Below are 25,698 nucleotides of genomic sequence, written 5' to 3'. Positions count from 1 at the left end.
CAGCAACAGCTTCGAGGAACCCGGCCACGCGTCGGGCCCAAACCATGCCTACCGGCAGAAACACCGCCAGCCGCACCCACAACACCAAGATCAATCACTCATGAAAGACCGAGGTTAGTGGTGCTCGTGCTGTAGTCGGACCGATGTTGTCTTCGGCCGACCATTGGAGCCGGCAACAGTCGGCTGGCCTCGATGCTGGATCTGCCAACCCGGGCTGATTCAGGTCAGCACTCCTCGTCCCAAGTATGAAGCCCCGCTAGGATGCAGCTGGCAGGGCTTCACACTTGGGATTGAACTCCTCTGCGGCGTACCCGCCGCCGGCCTGACCGCCATAGTGAGGTTCCCCCGGTGGCTCGGAGGTTTTCGATCATGCTCTGATGGAGCTGAAGGGTGTCATCCGAGATAGCGCGGCGGAGTGCCCTTCTTGGTCGCGGAGCAGGCGGCGAGAGATGGTGTCCAGACCAGGTTGCGCCCACGGCTCGGCGGCCTGAGTGGACGGCGAAGCCGCTTGGTCGGCGGGTTTCGGACGATCACCGGCGTCATGCCCAGACTGTCACGGGTCCCGTAGGAACGAGGACGGCCACCGCATGATCGTCTGTGCGTTGTGGACACATCATCCGACCGTGCGGTGGCCGAGAGCCACAGCGTAGAGCCTGCCCGATGGCGACGGACCATCGACCTGGTGACCAGCTCGTTCGCAGGCCGGTTCGCTCGGGTCGAGCCTCGGCGAGCAGCCGCCGGCTTCGTCAGCGGCTTGCTCGCCGACCTTCAGATCAAGACGTGCTGGCAGTTGGCCGAGCAAGCCGGGCATGCTCGCCCGGATGCGATGCAGCGGTTGCTCTACCGGGCGAAGTGGGACGCCGACGCGGTACGGGACGACGTGCGGCAGGTCGTCGTCGACCGGTTCGGTGACCCCGACGCGGTCCTCGTGGTCGACGAGACCGGGGATCTGAAGAAGGGCGTGCATACCGTCGGTGTCCAGCGCCAATACACCGGAACCGCCGGCCGGATCGAGAACGCCCAGGTCGGGGTGTTCCTGGCCTACGCGAGCCGACACGGGCACACCCTGATCGACCGGCGGGTCTACCTGCCGAAGTCATGGACCGACGACCACCAGCGTTGTGAGCAGGCCGGCGTGCCGGACACCATCGGGTTCGCCACCCGGTCCGAGCTGGCCGACGACATGATCACCGCCGCTGTTCGGTCCTTGGTCCCGGCCAGATGGGTCGCCGCGGACGAGGCCTACGGCAACAACGCCCACCTGAGGACCCGGCTGCGCGAACTCGGCCTCGGTTACGTCCTGGCGGTCTCCCGCGACCATCTCGTGCCGATCGACGGTGGTAAGGCCCGCTGCCGCGCTGACTGCTTGGCCGCCGACCTGCCCGCCACCGCGTGGACCCGGCGCAGTGCCGGTGACGGGTCGAAAGGGCCACGGTTCTACGACTGGGCCTGGCTCGCCGACGTCGGCGCCGACTGTGACCCGGACGGCGACGGCCGGCACAGTCTGCTGATCCGCCGCAACAACACCAGCGGTGAGCTGGCCTTCTACCGCTGCTGGACAACCAGGCCGGCCGCCCTCGCCCAGCTCGTGCGGGTAGCGGGAGACCGCTGGATCGTGGAGGAATCGTTCCAGGCCGCAAAGGGCCAGGTCGGTCTTGACCAGCACCAAGTCCGCCACTGGACGTCCTGACACCGGTTCACCACCCTGGCCCTGGCCGCGCTCGCCGTCCTCGCGATCTGCGCCGCGGACGCCCGCACCACAGACCGCCACGTTCAGCCCGACATGATCGAGCTGACAGTCAACGAGATCCGCCGCCTGATCAACGTCCTACTGATCCGCCCGACCCGCAGCATCGTCCACCGTTTGCGCTGGTCGAACTGGCGACGCCGACACCAAGCCCGAGCCAAACGAGCCCATCACACCCGCCGCCTCAACCTCGAACTGCAGCCATGATCACGATTGGCGGCTGCCGTACTAGCTAGGCACCGCCCGCCTGTTGCGTGACCCGTCGGTCTGCCCAGCATTGTTCTGGCTGGTCATCATGTTGGGATAGATCGCGACCGCGTCGGCGCGTGTAGGGGAGTGTGGATCTAACGGCACCTCTCTGTGTCAAGTCGTCGGCAGCGGGCCCGGCGTCGTCGGTCTGGCCGGCGGCGAGCCGGGCGACCTCCGCCGGGTCGAGGACGAACGCCGGACCGTACCCGAGTTCGATGTCTCGGGCGTCGTCGGTGCCGTGGACCGCGCGGGAGAACCAGGATCGCTCCTCGGCGAACTGTGGGTGCTCCGCCTGGATGGCCTCGGCGATCGCGGTGCCCGGTAGTCGCTGCCGAAGGCGTCGCGTTCCGGTTTAATCGGGCCAGCGGGGCGGGGTCGTCGAGCCCGTTGAACAGCCTCTCGGTGCGTGTGGGGCGGGCCCGGAGGATGGCCAGCAGTTCTGCGCTGATCTTGGCCATCGTCATCCACGTCGACGTGCCGGCGAAGCGTACTGACACCCTGCGACAGCATCGGGCGGGCCGGGGCAAATATCGATATCCGTTTAATTAGTCGTTCCTCGCTCCATCTGACGGTGACGGGTTCCGCCGGGCGTATCAACCGCGCCGCGTCGCGCTCCTGAACAACGTCATCGCGTCGGCCCGGTAGGAGACAACGCGGGTCGGCGGTCCCTCGACGATGGGAGAAGCCTGTCATGGGCAACGTAGGAAGACGCGCCCGCCGCTCGGCGCTGGCCGTGCTTAGTGGCACGGCGCTGGCCGCACTGATGGCGGTCACCACGGCCGCCGCCGCGCCGGTCGAGGCGCGGCAGGACAAGGCCGCGGCGGCCCGCACCGACGTCTACATCCGGGACGTCACCGCCGATGTCGGCGTCCAACCCCACTCGTTCAACCCGCTGTGGGCCAGCCCCGACATCAAGGTCTGCCCGACCGCCGTCGAGTGTGCCGTCAGCCAGAACCCGATCGTCGGCGTCACCAACTACATCTTCATCAAGCTGCGTAACCCCGGCCCGTACGGCACCGGCACCGGCAGCGGTGTGCTGCGGGTTTACCGGACGACGCCGGGTGGCGGTGCCGTCTGGCCGACGCACTGGACCCAGATCGGCGCGATGAACGTGACCGTCTTCGCCGGCACCACGACCGTGACGATCCCGTGGACCGGGGTGCCCGGACCGGGCCACTTCTGCCTGCTGGCCAGGTGGGTGTCGTCCACCGATCCGATGACCTTCGAGGGTCCGGACATCAGTACCAACACCCGCAACAACAACAACATCGCCTGGCGCAACGTCGACTCGGTGCGGCTCGTCGCGGGCGGGACGCCGGTCGTGCGGCCGTTCGCCATCGGCAACTCGCTCCGGGTGCCGACCAAGAACGACCTGGTCTTCACGCAGCCGGGGGAGCCGATCCAGGGCGTGGGCGGCCGGGTCGTCGTCGACCTCGGGCCGACCCTGTTCGAGCGGTGGCAGGCCGGCGGCAAGGTCGGCACCGGCGTACGCGAGGTCGGCAAGAACCAGCTGGAGATCGTCGAACCGGCAAAGGCCAGTCTCGGCAACCTGTTGCTGGAACCGGGTGAGCGGGTCGAGTTCTCCCTCGCCTTCGCGGCTGCGGTCGCCTCGGACAAGGAGTTCGCGCTCGATGTGACCCAGTTCGGTCCGGACACGAGCGGTGCGGAGCGGACCGACCTCGGTGGTGTGGAGTACCTGATCAGCGTCGGGAAGCAGTAGCCCCGGCCACCAGCGGGGGTCGTGGGCCTGGGCAGCCCGCGACCCCCGTCGCCGCGCGCTCGCCGGGACGCTCTGGGCGTCCCGGGTGCACCGCCGTCCCGGGTGGACGGGGGGTCAGCGCAGCGAAACCCAGGTGGTGGCCACCGCGTAGCCGTCGGTGTGGGCGCGCAGCCGGACCGGGCCGGGCGGGGGAGCGCCCAGCGAGAAGAAGCCCACCGCGTCGACCGGCGCTTCCGCGTACGTGCCCGAGGCGGTCTGCGCGGACACCCGCCCCCCTCGGGGCGGGGCGAGTTGACCGACGATGCCGGCGTCGGTCACCTCGATCTCCAGCGTCACCGCGGCACTGCGGAACGACAGCGTCCGCGTCGACCCGGCCGACCGGGTCAGGGCGGGTGCCGCGTCGCACGCCGAGTCGAACGTCAGCTCGGCGAGCGCCACCTCCGCGTCGACGTTTCGCCAGGCGAACGCCGCCCGCGCGGCGGTCAGGAGCTCCTCAGGGACCGATCCGGCCTCCCGCAGCGCCGCACCCAGCTCGGCGGTCAGGGCGGCGTCATCGGCCGGCGGCAACGGCTCCATCGCGTTCACCTCCGGTCGTCCGGGTTGCGGCCGTTCCGAGAAACGGGGCGAGCGCCGGGCAGTCCCGCAGCCGACGCAGGCATCTGGCCTGGGTCGGCCCGATGCTGCCGACCGGCACGCTCAGCCGTTCGGCGATCTCCCGGTAGCTGGCCGGCGGGTCGGCGGTCAACAGGGCTAGGAGCTTCTGGCAGCGCGGCGGCAGCTGCGCGAAGCCCTCCCGCAGTGCCTGCCGCCGCTCCGCGCGCAGCAGCTCCTCGTCGGGGGCCGCCACGTCCGCCGTGCGGGAGAAGCCATGGTACGCGTCCAGCGCGTCGTCGTACGGGTCGAAGAGCTGGGTGCGGCGGCTGAGGCGGGACAGCCGGTAGCACTCGCGCCGGGCCGTGGTCGCCAGCCACGAGGCGAGGGCCTGCGGGTCGCGTACCTGGTTCAACTGCTCGACGAGGCGCAGCCAGACGGTCTGGTTGACATCGGCGGCGTCGGCACGGCTCAGGTCGTACGACCGGATCACCGAGTAGACGAGCGGGGTGTACCGGTGGACCAGCTCCACCCACGCCGACTCGTCCCCGCCCGCCGCGGCGGTCACCAGGTCGGTTGCGCTCGGGTCGGTCACGGCGACGCCGTCCGCTGGCTGGTGCGGCCCTGCCCCGCTGCTCGCGGCCCGCTCGCTCATCCGACGAGTACGCCGTAGTCGGGGTGCCAGCGCGGCGCCGCGAGCAGCGCCAGCCGGGCCGCGTCGGCGCTCAGGCCGCCGGCGGTCATCAGGGCGGCGAGCCGACCGGAGACGTGCGCCGTGGCGAACGAGGTACCGGCCCAGGTGGCGAAGCCATGGAACACCCGGGTCGGCAGGCCCGGCAGCGGCAACTGCCCCTCGACGTACGTGCTGTGGCGCTCGCCGACCGCGCAGACGTCGATCCACGGCCCGTACCCGCTGTAGGTGGCTGGCACCACGCCACCGGAACCCTGGCTGACCGCCGCCACCGCGACGACCTGGCCCAGCGCGGCGGGCCAGATCGGCCGGCTGGTGCCGGCGTTGCCCGCCGCTGCGACCACGGCGTTCGTCGCGGGTAGCGCGGCCACGGCGTTGGCCAGGGGCAGCGACGGCTTGTCGTCCTGGGTGAATCCGCCCAGGGACAGGTTGACCACGGACACCGCCGGCGCCAGCCGGGCCATCGCGGCCACCACCGACGCCTCGTCGCCGAGGCCGGTGGCGGTCAACGCCTGCTCCGGGTCGACCCGGGCCCCCGGCGCGGCCTGCCGAACCACCCCGGCGATGAAGGTGCCGTGCCCGCCCTGCAGGGCGAGTACGTCGGTGTGCACGTAGAGCGGGTCCTCGTCGTCGACCTCCGGCAGGTACGCCCCGCCGAGCCACTGGGGGTGGTAGCCGCCTGCCTGCCGCCAAATGCCGGTGTCGCAGATCCCGACGGTCACCCCGGCGCCCTCACCCAGCCGGGCCGGGTCCGGCGGCGGCAACGCGGCGACCGTCGTGGGCGGGTTGCCCGGGTTGCCCATGATGTTGCCGCAGCCCAGCAGCACGTGGTGCGGCTGCACTTTCGGCACCGGCCGCCCCGGCCACTGTTGGGGGTCGCGCAGCTTGGTCACGAGCGCGGGAACGTCGGTCTCCCGGTCGAAGAGCAGCCGGGTGACCTCGGCGAAGCCGTCGCCCACGGCCACCACGTGGCCGCGGGCACGCAGCCAGGCGGTGACCCGCTGGGCGTCGGCGTCGGCGGCGAGCAGCTGCCGTGGCCGGTAGAGGAATTCCCGGCCCGGTGTGGTGTGCCGGCGGACGCTCTTGTCGGCAGCCAGCGCCTCGTTGAAGGCGCGCTGGTAGGCGTCGTCGTCCGCGCCGTCGGCGCGGGCCGGGGCCGCACGGGACCCGGCGGCGAACGACGCTGCGGCGGCCAGCGCGGACGCGGCCAGCAGTCGCCGTCGGGACAGTTGGCCGGCCGGGCGCGGCGCGGCGGGATGGTCAGGCGACACGGGTCCTCCATGCGGTCGGCAGAAGCGCCCGCCACTGGCCGGTGTGGCCGCGTTTCCCGGGTGTCGTCAATTCTTCCAAAGCATAGTTGCGTGTCAATGGCGTTAATGGTGGGTGCAGATTCCCGACAGGCCCACACAGACATTGACGGATGGGCATCAGTTCGGGGACTCTGTGGGGCATGCCCGACAGCACCGGTTCCGGTGCCGGCACGGCCCAGGCGGCGCTGGACGCCGTCCAGCGCTACCCGCGCGAGGCGATCGCAATCGCCCAGCGGGTGCTGGCCGCCGGGCCCACGGCCGGGGCCGACGAGCGCTCCACCGCCGAGCGGGCCGTCGGTCTGGCCCTGCGAGAGCTCAACGACCTGCCCGGCGCCCTGCGCCACCTGCGCCGCGCGGTCCGGGCCGCCGGCACGCCCCGGACCCGGGCGTTGGCACGGATGAGCCTGGGCTACGTGTTGGCCAACGCCGGCCACACCGCTGCGGCGCTGCGCGCGGTGACCGCCGCGCTGCCGCAGCTCGTCGGCGCCGACGCGGGGCGGGCCCGGATGCAGCGGGGCGTGGTGCTGCACTACCGAGGTCGCTACGACGAGGCGGTACGCGACTACGGCCTGGCCGTCGACATCGCCCTGCGCGAGGGTGATCTGTTGCTGGAGGCGCGGGCACGCAACAACCGGGGGCTGCTCAACGCCCACCGGGGCGCCGCCGGCGGCACCGACGACGACCTGTCCCGCGCGGCAGCCGCCTTCCAACGGCTGGGCCTGGACCTCGCGGCGGCCGACGCCCGTTGGAACTGCGGCATCGCGGCCGGCCAGCGCGGCGACATCGCCGGCGCGCTGCGCTGCTTCGCCACGGTCGACGAGGAGTACCGGCGGCTCGCCGTACCCCGGCCGGCGCTGCTGCTGGACCGCGTTGAGCTGCTGCTGTCGGTGCCGCTGGTCGACGAGGCGGTGGTGGTCGCGACGGCGGCCGTCCGGGAACTGCGGCGCCGGGGCATGGCCTCCGACCTCGCCGAGGCGCTGCTGGCCCGGGCCCGTGCGGCGCTGCTCGCCGCGGACCTGGACACCGCGACCGAGGCCGCCGCCGCGGCCCGGGCCCGGTTCCGTCGCCAGGGCCGGCGCACCTGGGCCGTCTTCGCCCGGCACGTCGAGCTGCGCGCCGAGTACCGTCGGGGCACCCGCTCGGCACCCCTGTTCACCGCCATGGCGCGTACCGCCGACCAGCTCGACGCCACCGGGTGGCCGGGTCCGGCGCTGACCACCCGGATCGAGGCCGGCCTGGTGGCCGCCGCGCTGGGGCGGCCAGGCCGGGCCCGGAACCTGCTGGCGGTGGCCGCCCGGGCCCGCCGTCGCGGCACCGCCGACCGGCGAGCACAGGGCTGGTACGCCCTGGCCCTGTCGCGCCGGCTCGACGGGGACGAACCCGGGGCCGCCCGGGCGCTGCGCCGCGGGCTGGCCGTGCTCGACCGGCACCGCATGTCGCTCGGCGCCACGGAGCTGCGTGCCCACAGTGGAGCGTACGGTCAGGAATTGGCGGCCGAGGGCCTCGACATCGCGGTCCGGGCGGGCGCGCCGGCGCGGGTCCTGGCGTGGGCGGAGCGGTGGCGGGCCAATGCGCTGCGGGCCCGGCCGGCCCGGCCTCCGGCCGACCCCGACCTGGTGGCGGCGCTCGCTGAGCTCCGACTGGTCAGCGGCCTGCTCGAAGACGAGGTGCTGGCCGGCCGCCCGGCAACCGCCCTGCGCGGCCGGCAGGCCCGGCTGGAGCAGCGCATCCGGGACCTGGCCCGTCGGGTGCCCGGTGGAGGCCCCGTGCTGGCCCCGCCCGGGGTGGGCGCGCTGGCCGCGCGGCTCGGCTCCCGGGTGCTGGTCGAGCTGGTGGCCCATGGCGACCGGATCCGGGCGGTGCTGGTCCGCGACGGCCGGGCCAGCCTGCACGACCTAGGCCCGCTCGCCGCCGCGGCGGACCTGGCCCGCCGGCACCGGTTCGCCCTGCGTCGGCTGCTCACCACCGGCGACGCGGCCGCCGCGCGGGCGGGGGCCGGCGACGCGGCGACGGCCCTGGACCGGCTGCTGTTCGCCCCGCTGCGGCGGTGGCTGGCCGACCGGGCGCTGGTGATCGTCCCGGTCGGGGCGCTGCACGCGGTGCCCTGGTCGGCGCTGCCCACCTGCGCGGGGCGTCCGGTGACCGTCGCCCCCTCGGCCACCGCCTGGCTCGGGGCGGATCGGCGGGAGCTGCCGGCCGGGCCGCCGGTCCTGGCCGCCGGCCCGCGCCTGCCGGCCGGGCACACCGAGGTATGCCGGCTCGCCCAGGTCCTGCCCGGGGCGCGGCGGCTCACCGGGCCCGACGCCACCGCCGCGGCGTTGACCGCCGCGTTGGACGGGGCGGGGCTGGTGCACATCGCCGCCCACGGCACGTTCCGCGCGGACAACCCGCAGTTCTCCACCCTGGAACTGGCCGACGGGCCGCTGTTCGCCCACGAGTGGGAGGCGGTCGCCCGGCCGCCCGGCTGCGTGGTGCTCTCCGCCTGTGACTCCGGCCTGACCGGGCTACGCCCCGGCGACGAGGTCATGGGGTTCACCGCGGTGCTCCTGGCGCTCGGCACCCGGTGCCTGATCGCGACCGTGTTGCCCGTGCCGGCCGAGCCCACCACGGCACTGATGCTGGACCTGCACGCGCGGATGCGGGCGGGAGCCGGCCCGGCGCGAGCCCTCGCCGACGCGCAGTGGGCGTTCGGTGCGGCGGGCGACGGTCCCGCCCGGGCCACCGCGGCGGCGTTCGTCTGCTTCGGGGCTGGCTGACCGGAGCGGGAGCGGTCGCTCAGCCGGCCATGATCAGCCGCAGCGCGGTGGGCGCGGCGGTGCGCGGTGCGGGCAGGCGCAGCGGGCCGGCGCCGGGCACGATGGCGCCGGGCACGATGGCGCCGGGCACCCGGACCCCGACCTGTGATGTGCCAGAACTCGTTCTACGCAACACTCAGCGGCAGACCGCGCGAGCCGTCCTACGGCCTCACCCGCGAATGCGTCACCGGCAAGATCCGCGGGGTGGATCTGTTGCTGGCGCCGGATCCGGCCCTGGTGCCCAAGTCGGTGAGTGGGCGGAAAATCGAGACCTGTCACGTCGTTGTTGCCGGCCGGGGTCACGTGTCGAACTTTGATCAATCTGGAGATTTACATACATCGATGCCAGTGATCACTCACTGTTAGTAGTCTGCTGCGGACCGTCCGGTCGAATGTCTCGCGTGCTCAGCAATCGATGGGGAGAACCAGGCGTGCAGAAGAAGAGGTTGTTCATCAGCAGCGCAGCGGCACTATCGGTCAGCAGTCTTCTGCTGATCGTTCCTCTGAGCGGGGCGAACGCGGCTGACACCAGTCCCGCCGTGAGTAAGAAGCCGTCCGGGATGACTGCACTGTCTCAAACGACAGGGACTCCCGTAACAGTCTTGGCGGGCGCGAACAATATCTCCTTCGCCACCTGCCCCGCTGGCACGATCATCACCGGAGGAGGCGGACAGACATCCGGGTTCGACATCCTCCTCACTGACTCGTTCGCGTCGGGCAACGGCTGGGCGGTACGAGGCTCCAACCGGGGAACCACGGCTCAAAACCTTACGGCCGTCGCCGTTTGTCTCGGGAAGACCAGCTCCCAGGTGAGCCCGTTGCCCCCCGGTGTCGGGGGTAACGGGCCCGCGGTCATCCCGGGCGTCGACAAAGCCTTGGGCTGGTATGGCGCAGGCACCCGACCCACGCAGTGGATCACCAGCAGTCGCCTGCCCCGCCCCTGCAAAGCCGGTGGAGCGACCACGCCGACCATCTCGACCGATGCCCGGTGAGCGATCCCCTGCCGGGACACCAGCTCAACCCCCGCCGGCCACCCGGCCCCCACGAAGATCAACTAATTGGCCCCTGGTGTCTCGGTTTTCACCAACACCCCAGTAGGGGAGCGGCGCGGGTCTGCACTCATGGGGGCCGCTGCTCGTGGCGCGCCCGGTGGCATCTGGCGTGCGACCAGCTTGCGGACCTCGTCGGGGGCACGATCGATTCGTCGACCGGGCTGACGCACCTCGGCGCCCGGGAGTACGACGCGGCCACGGGTCGGTTCGTCTCGCTGGACCCGGTCGTCGATTTCAGTGATCCGCAGCAGATGCAGGGCTCGCCGCTCCGGTCACCGCCCCAGCCGCGAAGGCAAGGATGAGCGTTTGCCGTGTGATGGACTTCCTCTTTCGCGCCATGACAACCCCTTGAATCCGACGTGCCCTCGTAGTCCTGATTGTCGAACTAGCTGGCGGAGGTCGGGCATCTGATCGGCGGACTTGCATGAGAGTGACCGGTGCGTACGCCGTGGTTGCCGTGTGCTGCCGTTTCCTTCTGCGAGAGGCGGCGGTGAGGAAGACTGGGAACCTCGATGTCCGTCGCATCGCGAAGGGGTCGCGTGCCTGCCCCCTCGCGGCTGTTGGCAGACCCCTGACCTGAACTGGCCGTCCTACAGGAGGGCGAGAGTGAGTAACGCGGATCTTGGCGCCCGCAGTGACCGTGGCAGTGCGTACGCAGAGCTGTCCCGCCTGGTCCGGGGCGCGGGTCTCCTCGACCGCAGGCCCTGGCGCTACGCGACGCGGATCGCGTTTGTGCTGGGTTGTCTCGGGGTCCTGGGAGTGGTGTTCGTTCGGCTCGGACCGTCGTGGTGGCAGACGGCTGTCGCAGCCGCCGTGGCGATGTTCCTCGGGCAGCTGGCCTTCGTCGGTCACGACGCCGGGCACCGGCAGATCTTCCGGTCCCGTCGGGCCAACGAGGTGCTCGGCCTCGTCTGTGCGAACCTGCTGACCGGGATCAGTTACGGGTGGTGGGTCGACAAGCACAACCGCCACCACGCCCATCCGAACACTGAGGGCCGCGACCCTGATCTCATGGTGGCTCCGCTGTCGTTCACCCCGGGCCAGGCCGCGACGCAGCGTGGCCTGGGGGCGCTCTTCGTCCGGCACCAGGCGGCGCTGTTCTTCCCTCTGCTGATGGCCGAGGGTGTGCACCTGCACGGCGCCAGCGTCCGGGCGATCATCAGCCGTCCTGGGCTGCGGCACCGACCGGTGGAGGCCGGCCTGCTCGTCCTGCACTTCGCCGCGTACCTCGGGGCCGTGTTCCTGGTTCTGAGCGTTCCGCAGGCGATCGTGTTCGTCCTGGTCAACCAGGCCCTGTTCGGTCTCTACCTGGGCAGTTCCTTCGCGCCCAACCACAAGGGAATGCCCATCCTCACCGAGGCCGACGACCTCGACTACCTACGCCGACAGGTTCTCACCTCCCGCAATGTGCGCGGTGGCCGACTCCTCGACGCGCTCCTCGGCGGGCTCAACTACCAGATCGAACATCACCTTTTCCCCAGCATGCCCCGACCCAACCTGCGCCACGCCCAGCCACTGATCCGCCAGTTCTGCGCAGAACATGGCATCGCCTACCACGAGACCACTCTGATCCAGTCCTGGGCGCAAGGGCTGGCCCACCTGCGGGCGATCGGGACCGGAGCGACCCACCGAGGCGACGGCTGAGTCTGCTCCGCGCCCGTCCTGGTGACCGATCATCGCCACCGAACTGGGACGGCGGGTGCGGTGCGGAGGGGGCCGGAGCGCCGATCGCCAGCGTCGCGCCGGCCCCGCCGACCGAGGCAGGGCGTGCCTTGCGAGGCCTCGCCGTGTGCGGTGCACACCGGGACCCCTGACCCGGAATGCCGCAAGCGGCTACCCGCCCCGAACGAGGCCGGCGAGGCGGAATTGGCGAAGCGTCGGCCAGGAAGAGGCGGCCCGGCGAGTGGTCACCGGCGCGGGGCCGGACCGCTGGACTGCCGGATGGTCAGGTGCGTGGGCAGCAGCACGGTCTGACGGGACGCCGTTTCCCCCAGGTGCTCAAGGTGGTCCAGCAGCATCGACACCGCCACCCGGCCGGCCTGTTCGATCGGCGCGGTCAGGGTGGTCAGCGGGGGGCTGCAAAAGTCGGCACCGAAGATGTCGTCGCAGCCCACCACACTGATCTCGCCGGGGACATCGACGCCGCGTTCGGCCAGCCGCCGCAGGATGCCGATCGCCAGCAGGTCGTTGAAGGTGACGCCGGCGGTGGCGCCGGTGTTCAGCAGCGCGTCCGCGGCGACCGACCCGGAGCTGCGGGACCCGCCGAACGGTCCGACGCGGGCCGCGGTGAGGCCGTGTCGGGCCATCGCGGTCCGCATCGCCCGCCACCGGGCCTGGTCGGCCCAGGAGGACGACGGTCCGGCGACGTATGCGATTGACCGGTGGTCCAGCGAGACCAGGTGCTCGACGGCTTGCCTCACCCCGTCCGGGCTGTCGATGACGACGCTGCGCACCCGGGGGACGTTGCGGTTGACGGTGACGACCGGCAGTTCGGCGGCAATGACGGAGAGGGTCTGCTCGGGAAGGCGGGAGGCGGCGAGGATCACCCCGTCGATCGACCGGCGCACCTTGTGCAGCAGGTGGTTCTCCAGTTCGGCCGAGTCCTCGGTGTCGATCAGCAGCAGGGCGTGGCCGGCGGCGCGCAGTTGTTGCTGCGCGCCGCGGATCAGTCCGAAGAAGAACGGATTCGTCGCGTCCGAGACGAGCAGGGCGACCGTTTCGGTACGCCCGGACGACAGCGCTCGCGCCTGGGTGTTGGGTACGTAGTTCAGCTCGCGGGCGGCGGCCTGGATGCGTTCCCGGGTGACCCGGTTGACCCGGTCGGGCCGGCTCAGCGCCCGGGACACGGTGGAGGCGGCAACGCCGGTGAGGGCAGCGATGTCGGCGATGGTCACGCGGTCCTCCCGGCGTGAGGCCGGACGGGGGGAGGACGCGCCTTCGGAGTTCATGCAATCAGCAGAGCATCGATGGCAATTAATGGCAACCGATTGCCATCTGGTTTCCGTGGTTGTTACGTTCCCTCGCACGTCTCATCGAGCCGGGGGAATTCCCGGGCGTCTGGCTATGTGTTTTCCACACCAATCTTCTCCGGACAGCCACCACCCAAGGAGCAGAGATGAACGCCACCCGTGGGCTTCTCGCGGCGGCCCTGGCCGTCATGGTCGCCATACCCGTCACCGCCTGCGATCCCGGTAGCTCCGCCGAGGGTGGCGGGACGCTCAACGTGCTCATCGGGGCGAACTCGATCTATCCCGAGGAGCAGAAGCAGTGGTTCGCCGACGTCTCGGCGAAGTTCCAGCAGCAGGCCGGGGCGAAGGTCACGTTCGAGACCTTCGCCAGCCCCACCGACGAACTCACCAAGATCCAGACATCGATGCTCTCCGGGCAGGGGCCGGACGTCTATGCCCTCGGCACCACCTTCACCCCGACGGCATACTCCACCGGCGCCTTCGTCGACCTCACGGCCGACCAGTGGACGAAGGTCGGCGGCCGGGACCGGTTCCTGCCGGCCACCCTCGGCATCTCCGGCCCGGACGCCGCGCACGAGGTCGGCATCCCCTTCGCCAGTCGTCCGTTCGTCATGGCGTACAACAAGGAACTGCTGGCCGCGGCGGGCATCGACAAGCCGGCCAGCACCTGGGACGGCCTGCGGCAGCAGGCCAGACAGCTGACCGGGGCCGGCAGGTACGGACTGGCCGTGGCCTACGGCGACGGCTTCGACCCGTGGAAGTTCATCTGGGCGATGAGCATCCAGGCCGGCAACCCGCTGGTCGCCGACGGCAAGGCGCGGCTGACCGATCCGGTCACGGTCAAGGCCTACCAGACGTACCTCGGCTGGCTCGCCACCGACAAGGTCGTCGACCCGGCGGCGACCGGCTGGAAGAACGCGCAGGCCATCGCCGCGTTCGGCGCCGGCAAGGCCGCCTTTCTGCCGATGGTCTCGGCGACCTCGAAGGTCACGCTGGACAAGTCCGCGGTCGCCGGCAAGTACGGCTACGCAATCATGCCGACCGTCCCGCCGGGCGCCACCAGCCTGGCGTCAGGCGGCGTCGGCGCCACCAGCATCCTCTCCGGTGACAACCTGGTGATCGCCAAGTACAGCAAGAACCAGGACCTGGCGCTGCGCCTGGTCAACATGCTGACCACCGCCGAGTCACAGGAAATCTACTACCGGACCTTCGGCGAGTTGCCGACGAACGCGGAGCTGGCGAACCGGCTGGTCGCCGACCCGGCACTCGCGGCCATCGTGGACTCCGCGTCGAAATCGCACAGCACACCGTTCCACGGCGGGTGGAGCAAGGTGCAGCTTGCGCTGGTCAACGTGGTCGTCCAGTCGGTGCCGAATCTCGCCGCCGGCAAGGTCGACGACGCGTCCCTCAACGACCTGCTCACCCGGGCCCAGTCCGAGGCGCAGGCCGCGCTGGACAAGGCGAAGTAGATGACGGTCACCGACCGAGCGACGGCGGACGCTCCGGGCACCGGCGAAGCGCACCGGGTCGGGGTGGCCCGCCCGTCCCCGCCGCGCCGCCGTCGCGGCTCGACCGCCGGCGGTGCCGCGGTGTGGCTACTCGCCCCCGGCGCCCTGCTCACCCTGACCGTCATCGTCGTGCCGTTCGTCGTGGCGCTGGTGATGTCGCTGCTCGACCTCGACCAGTACACCTTCCGGCAGTGGCTGTCTGCACCCTTCGTCGGCGCCGGCAACTACGTGGAGGCGGTGAGCCGCACCAGCCTGCCGCACGCCATCTGGGTCAGCGGCTCCGCGGCGGTGATCGCGACGCTGCTCGCGTTGCCACTGGGGGTCGCCGCCGCGCTGACCACCCACCTGCCGTTCCGCGGGCGGTCGCTGATCCGGTCCCTCTACCTCATCCCGTACGTGCTGCCCGCCTTCGTCGTCGGCACCATCTGGCGGATCATCCTGCAACCCGACGGGGTCGCCAACCAGGGCCTGGCGAGCCTGGGCATCGCCGGCGGCCTGTGGCTGAACGGGCCGAAGAGCTACCTTGCCCTGATCGTCGTGCAGGCCTGGTCGGGCTGGCCGCTGGTCTACCTGCTCGCCCTGGCTGGCCTGCAGAGCATCGACGACAGCCTGCACGAAGCCGCCGCGCTCGACGGCGCGCAGTGGTGGGCGAAGCTGCGCCACGTCATCCTCCCGCTGCTGCGCCCGCCGGTCGCGCTCGCCGCGATCATTTCCCTGCTGCACATGGTGAACAGCTTCACCCTGCCGTTCGTGCTGTTCGGCGTCCCGAGCCCGCACGACGTGGAGGTGCTGCCGGTGCTGACGTACGTGGAGAGCTTCCAGAACCTGCGGTTCGGGTTGAGCGCGGCGATGGCTGTGATCTCGCTGGCGCTGATCCTGGTCCCGCTGCTGGTCTATCTACGCACCGTCAAACTCGACCCGCCGGAGGCCGCCGCATGAACTCGGTGCATCGCCTGCTGCCCCGACCACTGCAGATCGGCCTGACGGTGGTCCTGCTGACCATCGTCGGCGCGCCGGTCGGCTACGTCTTCCTCGCCTCGGTCAACACCGACCTGGCCGTGGCCGCCGGTGAGCTCTGGCCGGAGCGGATCAACGTCGGCAACTACGTCCGGATCTGGTCGACCGTTCCGCTCGGCCGGGGGCTCGCGAACAGCCTGCTCGTCGCCGGCACGGTGGCGGTGACCTGCGCGGCGGTCGCGGTCTTCTCGGCGTACGTCCTGGTCCGGCACCGGTTCCGGGGCCGGCGCACCGTGCTGCGCGCGCTGCTGGGCATGCAGTCGATCCCCGGCACGCTGCTGCTCCTGCCGGTCTTCGTGCTCTTCGCGACTATCGGCAGCAGCCTCGGTGTGCCGACGATCGGCACCCGGTGGTCGCTGGTCGTCACCTACCTCACGTTCGGGCTGCCGTTCTCCACCTGGATCATGGTGACCTACCTGCGTGAGCTGCCCGGCGAGCTGATCGAGGCCGCCCGCGTGGACGGTGCCGGGAGCTGGCAGATCCTGCTGCGTGTCGTCATCCCGCTGAGCTGGCCGGGCCTGGTCGTCGCGGCGATCTTCGCGTTCCTGCTCGGCTGGAACGACGTGCTGTTCGCCTCGGTCATGACCGATGTGGACACTCGCACCGCGGCGGTCGTGCTGCAGGTCTTCGGCGCGTCGCAGGAGGGCGGGGCGATCCCGCCGTACGGGCAGATGATGGCCGCCGCCCTCGTCTGCGCGACCCCGGTGGTCACCCTCTACCTCGCCTTCCAGCGGTACATCGTCAGTGGGCTGACCGCGGGAGGTGTGAAGTGACGGCGTGGACGCTGTCCGGCTTCGGCGACGAGATCGATCCCGACCCGGCGGTGCAGCTCGCGGTGCTCAGTGCCCTCGGCGCCCGGCACATCGAGGTGCGCAGCGCGTGGGGCACCAACGTGGTGGAGCTCGGCGACGCCCAACTGGACGCCCTGGCGGAGGCGGTCGACGCACGCGGCATGGCGGTCTCGGCGGTCGCGTCGCCCGTCGGGAAGGTCGACGTGACCACCGAGGACGGCGGTGAGCTCCACCGGCTGCGCGCAGCCGTGGCGGCCGCGCACCGGCTGGGCAGCCGGTACGTTCGGATCTTCTCCTTCTACCGCCCGACCGGGGTCGCCCCGGCCGAGGTCCGCGCGGCGGTGCTGGCGCGGATGCGGGCCTTCGCAGCCCTCGCCGAGGACTCCGGCGTCGTGCTGCTGCACGAGAACGAGAAAGACATCTACGGTGATGTGCCGCGGCGGATCGCCGACCTCGTCGAGTCGGTCGACTCGCCCGCGCTGCGCGTCGCCTGGGACAACGCGAACTTCGTGCAGGTCGGGGTGCGGCCCTACGACGACGGGTACGCGCTGCTGCGCCCGCATTTGGAGTACCTGCAGGTCAAGGACGCTATCGCAGCCACCGCCGAGGTCGTGCCCGCCGGCCACGGCGACGGTCAGCTGCTGCGGACGCTCACCGCGTTGCGCGACGACGGCTATGCCGGCTTCGCCTCCCTCGAACCGCACCTCGCCAGCCAGCACGACCTCGGCGGATTCTCCGGCCCTGCCGAGTTCGGCCGGGCGGCGCGCGCGTTCGTGAACCTCACCGCCTCGATAGGAGTGCATCTTCGATGACCGTTCTCAACGTCGTGATCACGGGCAGCGGGGTCATCGCCCGCACCCACGCCGGGGCGATCCTGCGGCACCCCGGACTGCGCCTCACCGCGCTCGCCGACCCGGACCCGCAGGCCAACGACCGGCTCGCCGGGTGGATCGGCGAGCAGGGCGGCCCGCCGCCGGCCCGGTACGCCTCGTTGGGCGAGGCCCTCGCGGCCGAGGCGGCGGACCTGGTGGTGGTCTGCACGCCCAGCGGTACGCACGCCGACCTCGCCGAGGAGGCCCTCGCGGCCGGCGTGCACGTGCTCGTCGAGAAGCCCCTCGATGCCTCCCTGCCGGCAGCCCGCCGGATCGCCCGGGCCGCCACGGACGCCGAGGCGGCCGGTCAGGTCTGCGCGGTGGTCTGCCAGCACCGGTTCGACCCGGCGAGCGTCGCGGTCGCCGCCCGAGTGCGCGCCGGCGACCTGGGGCGGCTCACCTCGGCGGTGGCCAGCGTGCCGTGGTGGCGGGGCCAGCGGTACTACGACTCGGCGGGCTGGCGCGGCACCTGGGAACAGGACGGCGGCGGCGCCACCATGAACCAGGGCGTGCACACGGTGGACCTGCTGCTGTGGCTGTTCGGCCGGCCCGAGGAGGTGTTCGCCTACACCGGCGTCCTCGCCCACGAACGGGTCGAGGTGGAGGACGTCGCCGTGGCGGCGATCCGGTTCGCCGACGGGGCGCTCGCCGTGCTGCACGCCACCACCGCGGCGTACCCGGGCCTCGGCGTGCGGTTGCAGGTGCACGGCTCGCAGGGGTCCGCGGTGGTCCACGACGACCAGTTGGAATACCTGCACACCGCCGACGGCCCGGACCCGTCCGCGTACGCCGACGGGCCCGACCGGTCCAGCGACGCCGTGCCACCGTCACACCTGCGGGGGGCGACCAAGCCCGACGACGCCTTCGTGAACGGACACCTGCGGCAGTACCACGACACGGTCGAGGCGATCCTCGGCGGCCGGCGGCCGGGGGTCACGGCGGTCGAGGCGCTGCTCGATGTCGCCGTGGTCAAGGCGGTCTACCTCTCGGCGCACCTGCGTCGGCCGGTGTCGGTGCCGGCGGTGCTCGCCGGTGACTTCGACGACGCGCTCGCCGCCGTCGAGGGCTCCGCGGCCACGGTGTCGTCCGTCCTGCGGGCGGGGGTGGCGCGATGAGGTGGTCGGTGTTCACGGCGTCCACGCCGGACTGGACGCCGGAGGAGGCGGTCGGGCAGTTGGCGGCGCAGGGCTGGGACGGTGTCGAGTGGCGGGTCACCGACCAGGAACCGGCCCGACCGCCCGGGTTCTGGGCCGGTAACCGGGCGACCATTCCGTTGACCGGGCTGGAGGGTGAGCTGACCCGGATCGCCGCGATCACCCGCGAGGCCGGGTTGGCGCTGTCCGGGCTCGGGGCGTACGTGCCGGCGGCCGACCACGGCAACGTCGAGCGGGTGTTGGCTGCGGCCGCCGCGCTGGGCGCGGAACGGGTCCGGGTGACCATGCCGCAACTGGGCAGTGGCGACTATCGGGAGTTGATGGCCGGTGCCCGCCGGGACCTGGCGTGGATCGCCGGTCGGGCGGCGGAGCACGGGGTGATCGCGCTGGTCGAGCTGCACCACGGCACCATCGTCGCCTCGGCGTCGGCGGCGATGCGGCTGCTCGACGGCCTGTCGCCGGCGCATGCCGGGGTCATCCACGACATCGGCAATCTGACCATCGAGGGTTTCGAGGATCCGCTGGCCGGTTTTCAGATGCTCGGCCCGTACCTGGCGCACGTGCATGTGAAGAACGCCGCGTGGCGGGTGAGCGGCACCCGGGACGACGGGGGACCGCGCTGGTCGGCCGAGTGGGTGCCGTTGCGGGAGGGGCAGGCCGACCTGGCGGCCTATCTCGGCGCGCTGCGCCGGGTCGGCTACGACGGGTGGGTGACGGTCGAGGACTTCTCCACCGCCGTGCCGCTGGCTCAGCGGACCCGGGACAACCTGGCCTACCTTCGGGAGTTGGATCTATCGGTACGCGCGGACAAGTGCGAGCCTCTAACTCCGTGAATTGACGCGCGTGCTTCGGCTGCACGCCGGACAAGGCGTTCGACTACGACCCGGCGAGCCGCTGGGCGACGAGTCCCACCAACGGCTGGGTCGACCCGGTTGGATCTACGTCGACCTCGGCGCCACCGCCACCGTGACCCAGGTCGTGCTGCAGTGGGATCCCGCGTACGCCAGGTCGTACCAGATCCAGGTCTCGCCGAACGCGTCCACCTGGACCACCGTCTACTCGACCACCACCGGGAAGGGCTTCAAGGAGACCATCGACGTGACCGGCGCCGGTCGGTACGTCCGAAGAAGTCCTCATGTCCCTGGCAGCATTTCCGACACCGGCTCGCGGGCGGCTGCGTACCGCTGTGCTCGCCGTGGCGCTTGTCGCCATACTCGGCGGGACGCCGTGACGGTCGTACCTTCTCGCCGGCCCGGCACCGGGCCGGCGAGGCTGTCCGCCCCGCCCGCCGGGCTGCTGCTCGCCCTCGGGTCGGCGGCCAGCTGTGCCACCGGGCCGGCCACGGAAGGGGCCGCGCCGGCACCCGTCGTGTCGATCCCGGCCACGCCGACGCTCGGCGGCACCTTCTCCAGCTTCCCTCGACATCGGCGAGCGGCCCCTGACGCCACGCTGCCGGGCCTCGTTGTGCAGCTACGTCTTGGTGCGGCCCTGCGTCCCCGTGTGGCAACGTGTACCGCTGCGGTGAGCCGAGGAGACATCATTCACCGAGGAACGTCGGCTAACAGCTCGGAACGGGTCTCGCCGAGCTGTTAGCGCATTTGTTCTTGGTGGCGGGCATGTTGGCGCTGGTGGCCGATCCTCGCCGTGCCCCTCACGATCATCTGGAGTCCGAGCTGACGGTCGAAGTGAGTGACGGGCGCGTCCCCATCACCCATAGCGTGTTCGCCACGAGTCGGCATTGATCCTACTGCGGAGCAGCTACGCGCGGCTGATGCGTCCGGTGATCTCGGCGGCCCCTGGGTGGCCGGTCAGGCCGGGACGCGAGCCGCAACCTCCGGTGCGAAGAGCGCCGCCGGTGGATCCATGAGGTGGGTGACGCGAAGGAACGCGGTGGCCAGCACCGGGTCTTCGGTGGCGGCCGTGCGCAGTCGGGCCAGGTAGGCCCCACGCTCCCGGTCGAGCATGGACCGGTCACCGATCGCCTTGGGAAGGCTCAGGTCGTTGGCGGCGACCGCCGACCACGGTACGTCGATGAGGGCCGCGGTTTCGGCGAAGAACCGGTCGGCCAACCCGTCGGTACCCTCCTTGAGGAGCCGGCGCAGGATGGCCGCCTCCAGAGCGGCCACCGTCATGCCCTGGCCGTAGATCGGGTTGAACGAGCACATCGCGTCGCCGGTGACCACATAACCCGTCGGAAATCGAGCGGTGCGGTCGTAGCGCAGCCTGGTGCTGGCCGGGTAGCGCATCTTCACCGGAGCGCCGAGGGGTTCCGCGCTGCGCATGACCGTGGCGACGTCCGGGCTGTCGAGCGTCTCGGCGAACGCCAGCATGCCCTCGTCGTCGGTCGGCGGCGCTTCGCCGAAGCGGTCACTGATGCTGACGATCCAGGTGTCGTTTTCCTGGGCGAGGACGAAACCGCCGTGCAGGTTGCCCGGGTAGGCGTTGACCGAGGCGCCGGCCCGGCCGTCGAGCTGTCGCGGGTCGCGGCGGTAGCGGCGGGTCACGTACACCGTCGGTACCTCGATGCGCTCCTCCTCGACCTGCGGGTAACCGAGAGCGGTCAGCAGGTGCCGGCTGCGCGAGCCACGCCCACTGGCGTCGACCACCAGATCGACGTCGTCGAAGACGACCCGCTCACCTCCGACGGTCGCCGTCACTCCGGTGATCCGGTCATGCTCGGCCGTGTAGAGCAGGTCGTCGACCGCGTGGCCTGGCCGCACCACCACGTTGGGTAGCCCCTGAACCCGGCGCCGGATCACGAATTCGATGAGGGGACGGCTCGCGGCCAGCACGATCATGCCGGACGGGCCCTCGGCGAGCGGTCGGCCCCCCAGCCACCACCGCATGTCCTCCTGCACATCGAAGGGGGGTGCACCCAGTGCCCCCAACTCGGTGCTGAACCCGTCGAAGAGGTCGTCCATCTCCTGCCGGCCACGCGCGAGCAGGCCGTGCACGTGGCCGCTCTGCGGCACGCCGCGTCGTGGCTCCGGTCGTTCGGGCAGCACGTCGCGGTCGAGCACGACGACGTCCTCGAAGGACTCGTGCAGCGCCCGCGCGGCCAGCAGCCCCGCCAGGGAGGCGCCGATCACCACTGCTCGACCATTTCTTGATATGCCCATACGAATCCGGGTTTCCTGTCCTCGGCTGTTGTCGAAGGCGACGCTAGCCTGCTCGTGACCGGGGAAGGAAATATCGTTCGCGCCGTGCGGCGCTGGTCCAGTTTCTGTCCAGTGGCGGCCACCGCGATCCACCCGGCCGCGAGCGTGTGGCACCTGCTGTTTGTTTCCGATGTTGCTCATCGGCTCGTTCAGCGTTCGTCCAGTGTTGTCTGGCGGGGGTCCATTCTCCGGTAAGTCAGTGGTCGGCGGATCTGACGATCTGTAACGCCGATCGCGATGCTGGCCCCACTCGGCTAGTCCTGAGCGGCGGGCATTGGGTAGCGACCGGCCGCACTGGAGCGGGGTGGAGTCGACCGCCTCGGTGGCGTCGGACCGTAGGTCGATGTCCGCGGCCATCGCCCGGATCGACCGCATGAGCAAGGGGCAGAGCGGCTCGCTGCCGTTCCGAGCGCCGACCTGCGGACACTTCTCATCCGAGCGCATAGCCCTTCACTGGCGTTGGAACCTATCCACTGTTCGTTCACTATACGGTCATACGATCGGCCGGCTGGACCGATCCCAGAGGCTAGGAGGACGAGATGAAGATGCGAGCGGCTCGAATGTACGGCTACAACGAACCGTGGCGACTGGAAGAGGTCCCGGTGCCGGACATCAGTGCCGACGAGGTTCTGGTGAAGGTAGCCGCGACGGGCATGTGCCGCAGCGATTACCAGCTCATCCATGGTTACTTCAAGATGGCCGCGCCGATGGAGTTCCCGGCCATCCCGGGACACGAGATCGCCGGACACGTGGCCGGGGTGGGTTCCGCCGTGCCGAGATCGGCCGGGCTGTCCGACGGCGATCTGGTCGTGGTCAACCCGGGTTGGGGTGATGGCACCTGCCGGCAGTGCCACGAGGGCAACGAGCAGCTCTGCAGTGGGACCGGCTCGTGGCCCGGGTTCGGCCCGCCCGGCGGCTTCGCCGAGTACGTCGCAGTGCCGTACCGCCACCTGATCACGGTGGACCCCGGTGACCAGAAGCCGGAGAACTTCGCACCGCTGACCGACGCCGGCCTGACTCCGTACCGTGGGATCAAGAAGCTGGCGGCGGCCGGGAAGCTGGGTCCGGGCCGGACTGTGGTGGTGGCCGGCATCGGTGGGCTCGGCAGTTACGCCGTCCAGTACGCCAAACTGCTCGGTGCTGGCGCGACGGTGGTCGCCTTCTCCCGCACCGACGACAAGCTCACGGTGGCCCGGGAAAACGGGGCCGACCACACCGTCAACACCCGCGACAAGACGGCCGAGCAGGTGCAGGACGAGATCGAGGCGGCGACCGGTCGCCGGACGGTCGACGCCATCCTGGACTGCGCCGGTGCCAAGGAGTCGATCGCCCTCGACTTCTCGATCCTCGAACCAGAGGGCGCGGTCGCCTCGGTCGGCCTGATGGGCACCAAGGTCGAGGTGCCGTTGAATGTGATCGTCGGGACCGAGCTGTCCTACTTCGGATCATTCTGGGGTAATTACAATGACCTTACCGAGGTCCTCGCGCTCGGTGCGGCCGGCCGGATCAAGCACACCATCACCACGGTGAAGCTCGACGACATCAACGAGAACCTGGAGGCGCTGGGCCGCGGAGACGTGGTCGGCCGCCAGGTCGTCGTTTTCGACTAGGGGACCCCGATGCCGATCGCAACCATCAACCCAGCTACCGGCGAGACCGTGCGGACCTTCGAGGCGCACCCGCGCGAGGAGGTGCTGCGGCGGATCGCCCAGGCCGCCGACGCGGCGGCAACGCTGCGCTCCACCAGCTTCGCGCAGCGGGCGACCTGGATGAACGCCGCGGCCGACGTGCTCGAGTCCGAGATCTCGGACGTGGCCCGCATGCTCACCCTCGAGATGGGCAAGCCACTGTCGCAGGCCGTCGCCGAGGCCAACAAATGCGTGCACGGCATGCGGTTCTACGCACGTAACGCGGAGAAGTTCCTCGCCTCCGAGCCGCTGGACGACCCGGGAGCCGTGCACGCCAGCCAGGCCTGGACGGTCTGGCAGCCGCTCGGCGTGGTACTTGCCGTGATGCCGTGGAACTTCCCCCTGTGGCAGGTGATGCGCTTCGCCGCGCCCGCGCTCATGGCGGGCAACGCGGGGCTGCTCAAGCACGCCTCCAACGTCCCCCAGGCCGCGCTCTACCTCGATACGCTCTTCGAGAAGGGTGGCTTCCCGTCCGGTTCCTTCCGGACCCTGCTGATCTCCTCGAAGGACATCGAGCCGGTCATCACGGACGACCGGGTCCGGGCGGTCACCCTGACCGGGTCGGAGCCGGCCGGCCGGTCGGTCGCCGCGATCGCGGGACAGCATCTCAAGCGGACGGTGCTGGAGCTGGGTGGCTCCGACCCGTTCATCGTGATGCCGACCGCCGACCTGGACGCGGCCTCGACGACCGCCGTGCGGGCCCGTGTGCAGAACAACGGTCAGTCGTGCGTCGCGGCCAAGCGTTTCATCGTGCACGACGACATCTACGACGAGTTCGTCCGCCAGTTCGTGGCCAAGATGGACAAGTTGGTCGTCGGCGATCCGATGGACGACGGTACGGACGTCGGCCCGCTGGCCACCGAGGCGGGGCGCCACGACCTCGGCGAGCTGGTCGACGACGCGGTCGCCAAGGGCGCGGAGGTGCTCGTCGGCGGCTCCGTGCCGCCCGGGCCCGGCTGGTACTACCCGCCCACCGTACTGGCCGGTCTCACCGACGACATGCGGATCGTCTCCGAGGAGGCGTTCGGCCCGGTCGCGTCGGTGTACCGGGTGGCCGATCGGGCGGAGGCCGCCCGGGTCGCCAACCAGACCACGTTCGGCCTCAGTTCGGCGGTGTGGTCCGGCGATGCCGAGGAGCAGGAGTGGTTCGTCCACAACCTGGACGCCGGCATGGTCTTCCTCAACGGCATGACCGAATCCTTCCCCGAGTTGCCATTCGGCGGTGTCAAGAACTCGGGGTACGGGCGGGAACTCACCTACGCAGGGATCAGGGAGTTCTGCAATCTGAAGACGGTCTGGAAGGGCTGATGGTCACCAGCCAGAACCCAACCTCCTCGGGTTCGGCCGCAGACCAGTTGATCACGCTGGTCGGCCGCGCGTAACTTCGGTGATCTCCCGTCCGGCGGGCCCGCCACGGGCCTGCCGGACGGGAGACGGCCATCTCCGGCCGGGCGAACATCCACCGCACTGGCCCCGGGCAGCCCGGTCGCGCGCCGGCGGCTTTGGGCCTTGCCGGGGGGTCGGCGAGGCGCGTCACGGGGCCGGGTGGGGTGCCGAGACCGGCGCACGCTTGGCCCGCTGGATCTGCGCGTAGACGTGGGTCCGCAGCTCGGTGAACCGGGGCAGCGCCCGGGTGGTGAGCTGATCGCGCTCTGACGGGAGGTCGATCACGAGGTCTTCCTGCACCCGGGTCGGCGAGTTCGACAGGACGAGCACGCGCTGGCCCAGATACACGGACTCGTCGATGTCGTGCGTCACGAAGACAGTGGAGATACCGCGGTTCAGGTGCAGGTCGCGTACGAGGTCCTCCAGGTCCGCGCGGGTCTGCGCGTCCTTCGGCCGCATGACAGCAGCATGGCTGCCCGACCGCGACAAGAACCAAGGTGCCAGTCCAAACCTCAAATTTGGTTACCGAATCCGCAACGACAAGACCACCGTGGTCACTACCGAGCGGCTGGCCAACGACGGCGGCTACCGCGCCAGTCATGAACTGCTCGACGGACTACTGCGACTGCGCCAGACCCAAGCGCCCGGACCCGGCGGCGGGTGGCTGCTGACCGATACCTACTACAACGGCACCGGCCAGGCCTACAAGAACAACGATCCCTATCTCGCCGTTGGCGCAGCCGGCGACACGCCGATCATAACCGCCGAAGGCGCCGTCAACGGCCAAACGACCACGATCTACGACGGCGCTGACCGGCCCATCAAGGGAATCTTCTCCGTCGCCGGTGACGTCCGCTGGGAGACCACCACCGCCTACCAGGGTGACCGCACCCACATCGATCCGCCTGAGAGCGCGTTTCACATTGCTGTCAGTCGGGTGTGTTGAAGGTGCGGCGTTGTTGGCGGGTGGCGGGTTCGCCTCGGGTGAGACGGCGGAGCA

At 70.8% G+C, this 25,698-nt stretch carries 20 protein-coding genes and 1 pseudogene; 15 read left to right on the top strand and 6 right to left on the bottom strand.

Features of this window, described 5'->3' with window-relative positions:
- Window positions 1-673 precede the first annotated feature (673 nt).
- The 3 genes and pseudogenes from ACGFH9_RS30000 to ACGFH9_RS29990 form a co-directional block, all read left to right on the top strand.
- Window positions 674-1,687 (top strand): annotated as a pseudogene (locus ACGFH9_RS30000) (IS701 family transposase); the annotation flags it as partial.
- A 96-nt stretch (window positions 1,688-1,783) separates the two neighbouring features.
- Entirely contained in the window at window positions 1,784-1,954 is a 171-nt protein-coding gene (locus tag ACGFH9_RS29995; protein ID WP_393225977.1) for a hypothetical protein, read from the top strand.
- Window positions 1,955-2,687: 733 nt separating this feature from the next.
- Window positions 2,688-3,716 carry a hypothetical protein gene (locus tag ACGFH9_RS29990; protein ID WP_393225974.1) on the top strand — a complete coding sequence of 343 codons (1,029 nt, stop codon included), beginning with the start codon at window positions 2,688-2,690 and terminating at the stop codon, window positions 3,714-3,716.
- A 114-nt stretch (window positions 3,717-3,830) separates the two neighbouring features.
- On the opposite strand, the gene ACGFH9_RS29985 is transcribed toward ACGFH9_RS29990, so the two are convergent.
- The 3 genes from ACGFH9_RS29985 to ACGFH9_RS29975 are packed head-to-tail and all read right to left on the bottom strand — an operon-like array spanning window position 3,831 to window position 6,269.
- A complete protein-coding gene (locus ACGFH9_RS29985; protein ID WP_355249115.1) occupies window positions 3,831-4,292 on the bottom strand; it encodes a hypothetical protein in 462 nt (153 codons plus the stop codon).
- Window positions 4,267-4,962, bottom strand: a complete 696-nt coding sequence (locus ACGFH9_RS29980) for an RNA polymerase sigma factor (RefSeq protein WP_393225971.1) — start codon at window positions 4,960-4,962, stop codon at window positions 4,267-4,269. Before ACGFH9_RS29980 ends, ACGFH9_RS29985 begins: the two co-directional genes overlap by 26 nt.
- On the bottom strand, window positions 4,959-6,269 hold the full coding sequence (locus tag ACGFH9_RS29975) for a S8 family serine peptidase (protein ID WP_393225968.1): 1,311 nt from the start codon (window positions 6,267-6,269) through the stop codon (window positions 4,959-4,961). The genes ACGFH9_RS29980 and ACGFH9_RS29975 overlap by 4 nt, the downstream gene beginning before the upstream one ends.
- 179 nt (window positions 6,270-6,448) lie before the next feature.
- On the opposite strand from ACGFH9_RS29975, the gene ACGFH9_RS29970 reads away from it, so the two are divergent.
- Together ACGFH9_RS29970 and ACGFH9_RS29965 are read left to right on the top strand one after the other, a co-directional pair.
- Window positions 6,449-9,064 (top strand): CHAT domain-containing protein, encoded by a 2,616-nt coding sequence (locus ACGFH9_RS29970; protein WP_393225965.1) that lies wholly within the window; start codon window positions 6,449-6,451, stop codon window positions 9,062-9,064.
- 1,697 nt (window positions 9,065-10,761) lie between these two features.
- The gene (locus ACGFH9_RS29965; protein ID WP_393225962.1) at window positions 10,762-11,799 is read left to right on the top strand and encodes a fatty acid desaturase family protein; all 1,038 of its coding nucleotides are present in this window, start codon (window positions 10,762-10,764) and stop codon (window positions 11,797-11,799) included.
- Window positions 11,800-12,062: 263 nt separating this feature from the next.
- On the opposite strand, the gene ACGFH9_RS29960 is transcribed toward ACGFH9_RS29965, so the two are convergent.
- Entirely contained in the window at window positions 12,063-13,049 is a 987-nt protein-coding gene (locus tag ACGFH9_RS29960; protein ID WP_393225959.1) for a LacI family DNA-binding transcriptional regulator, read from the bottom strand.
- A 221-nt stretch (window positions 13,050-13,270) separates the two neighbouring features.
- Between ACGFH9_RS29960 and ACGFH9_RS29955 the strand changes: the two genes are divergently transcribed.
- From ACGFH9_RS29955 to ACGFH9_RS29925, 7 genes are read left to right on the top strand one after another with little or no spacing between them, the layout of a single operon-like run.
- Window positions 13,271-14,593, top strand: a complete 1,323-nt coding sequence (locus tag ACGFH9_RS29955) for an ABC transporter substrate-binding protein (protein WP_393225956.1) — start codon at window positions 13,271-13,273, stop codon at window positions 14,591-14,593.
- On the top strand, window positions 14,594-15,571 hold the full coding sequence (locus ACGFH9_RS29950; RefSeq protein ID WP_393225953.1) for a carbohydrate ABC transporter permease: 978 nt from the start codon (window positions 14,594-14,596) through the stop codon (window positions 15,569-15,571). It abuts the gene before it with no gap.
- Window positions 15,568-16,422, top strand: coding sequence for a carbohydrate ABC transporter permease (locus ACGFH9_RS29945; protein WP_393225950.1), 855 nt, complete (start codon window positions 15,568-15,570; stop codon window positions 16,420-16,422). The genes ACGFH9_RS29950 and ACGFH9_RS29945 overlap by 4 nt, the downstream gene beginning before the upstream one ends.
- Complete coding sequence (locus tag ACGFH9_RS29940; protein WP_393225947.1) at window positions 16,419-17,252, top strand: sugar phosphate isomerase/epimerase family protein; 834 nt, start codon at window positions 16,419-16,421, stop codon at window positions 17,250-17,252. The genes ACGFH9_RS29945 and ACGFH9_RS29940 overlap by 4 nt, the downstream gene beginning before the upstream one ends.
- Window positions 17,249-18,427: a Gfo/Idh/MocA family protein gene (locus ACGFH9_RS29935; RefSeq protein ID WP_393225944.1), complete on the top strand. Its 1,179-nt coding sequence runs from the start codon at window positions 17,249-17,251 to the stop codon at window positions 18,425-18,427. Before ACGFH9_RS29940 ends, ACGFH9_RS29935 begins: the two co-directional genes overlap by 4 nt.
- A complete protein-coding gene (locus tag ACGFH9_RS29930) occupies window positions 18,424-19,299 on the top strand; it encodes a sugar phosphate isomerase/epimerase family protein (RefSeq protein WP_393225941.1) in 876 nt (291 codons plus the stop codon). The genes ACGFH9_RS29935 and ACGFH9_RS29930 overlap by 4 nt, the downstream gene beginning before the upstream one ends.
- A 10-nt stretch (window positions 19,300-19,309) precedes the next feature.
- Window positions 19,310-20,059, top strand: a complete 750-nt coding sequence (locus ACGFH9_RS29925) for a discoidin domain-containing protein (protein ID WP_393225980.1) — start codon at window positions 19,310-19,312, stop codon at window positions 20,057-20,059.
- A gap of 215 nt (window positions 20,060-20,274) precedes the next feature.
- Here the strand turns inward: ACGFH9_RS29925 and ACGFH9_RS29920 are convergent, their stop codons facing one another.
- Window positions 20,275-21,555 carry a squalene monooxygenase gene (locus ACGFH9_RS29920; protein ID WP_393225938.1) on the bottom strand — a complete coding sequence of 427 codons (1,281 nt, stop codon included), beginning with the start codon at window positions 21,553-21,555 and terminating at the stop codon, window positions 20,275-20,277.
- A gap of 608 nt (window positions 21,556-22,163) precedes the next feature.
- Between ACGFH9_RS29920 and ACGFH9_RS29915 the strand changes: the two genes are divergently transcribed.
- Together ACGFH9_RS29915 and ACGFH9_RS29910 are read left to right on the top strand one after the other, a co-directional pair.
- A complete protein-coding gene (locus ACGFH9_RS29915) occupies window positions 22,164-23,234 on the top strand; it encodes an NAD(P)-dependent alcohol dehydrogenase (protein WP_393225935.1) in 1,071 nt (356 codons plus the stop codon).
- Window positions 23,235-23,243: 9 nt separating this feature from the next.
- Window positions 23,244-24,620 carry an NADP-dependent succinic semialdehyde dehydrogenase gene (locus ACGFH9_RS29910; protein WP_393225933.1) on the top strand — a complete coding sequence of 459 codons (1,377 nt, stop codon included), beginning with the start codon at window positions 23,244-23,246 and terminating at the stop codon, window positions 24,618-24,620.
- 225 nt (window positions 24,621-24,845) lie between these two features.
- On the opposite strand, the gene ACGFH9_RS29905 is transcribed toward ACGFH9_RS29910, so the two are convergent.
- The gene (locus ACGFH9_RS29905) at window positions 24,846-25,157 is read right to left on the bottom strand and encodes a hypothetical protein (RefSeq protein WP_393225930.1); all 312 of its coding nucleotides are present in this window, start codon (window positions 25,155-25,157) and stop codon (window positions 24,846-24,848) included.
- On the opposite strand from ACGFH9_RS29905, the gene ACGFH9_RS29900 reads away from it, so the two are divergent.
- A complete protein-coding gene (locus ACGFH9_RS29900) occupies window positions 25,156-25,644 on the top strand; it encodes a hypothetical protein (protein ID WP_393225927.1) in 489 nt (162 codons plus the stop codon). The two genes, ACGFH9_RS29905 and ACGFH9_RS29900, sit on opposite strands and share 2 nt — an antisense overlap.
- Window positions 25,645-25,698 lie beyond the last annotated feature (54 nt).

This window comes from Micromonospora sp. NPDC049102 (genome assembly GCF_043197485.1).
Classification (GTDB): domain Bacteria; phylum Actinomycetota; class Actinomycetes; order Mycobacteriales; family Micromonosporaceae; genus Micromonospora.
This window is presented reverse-complemented; position numbering and strand designations above follow the sequence as displayed.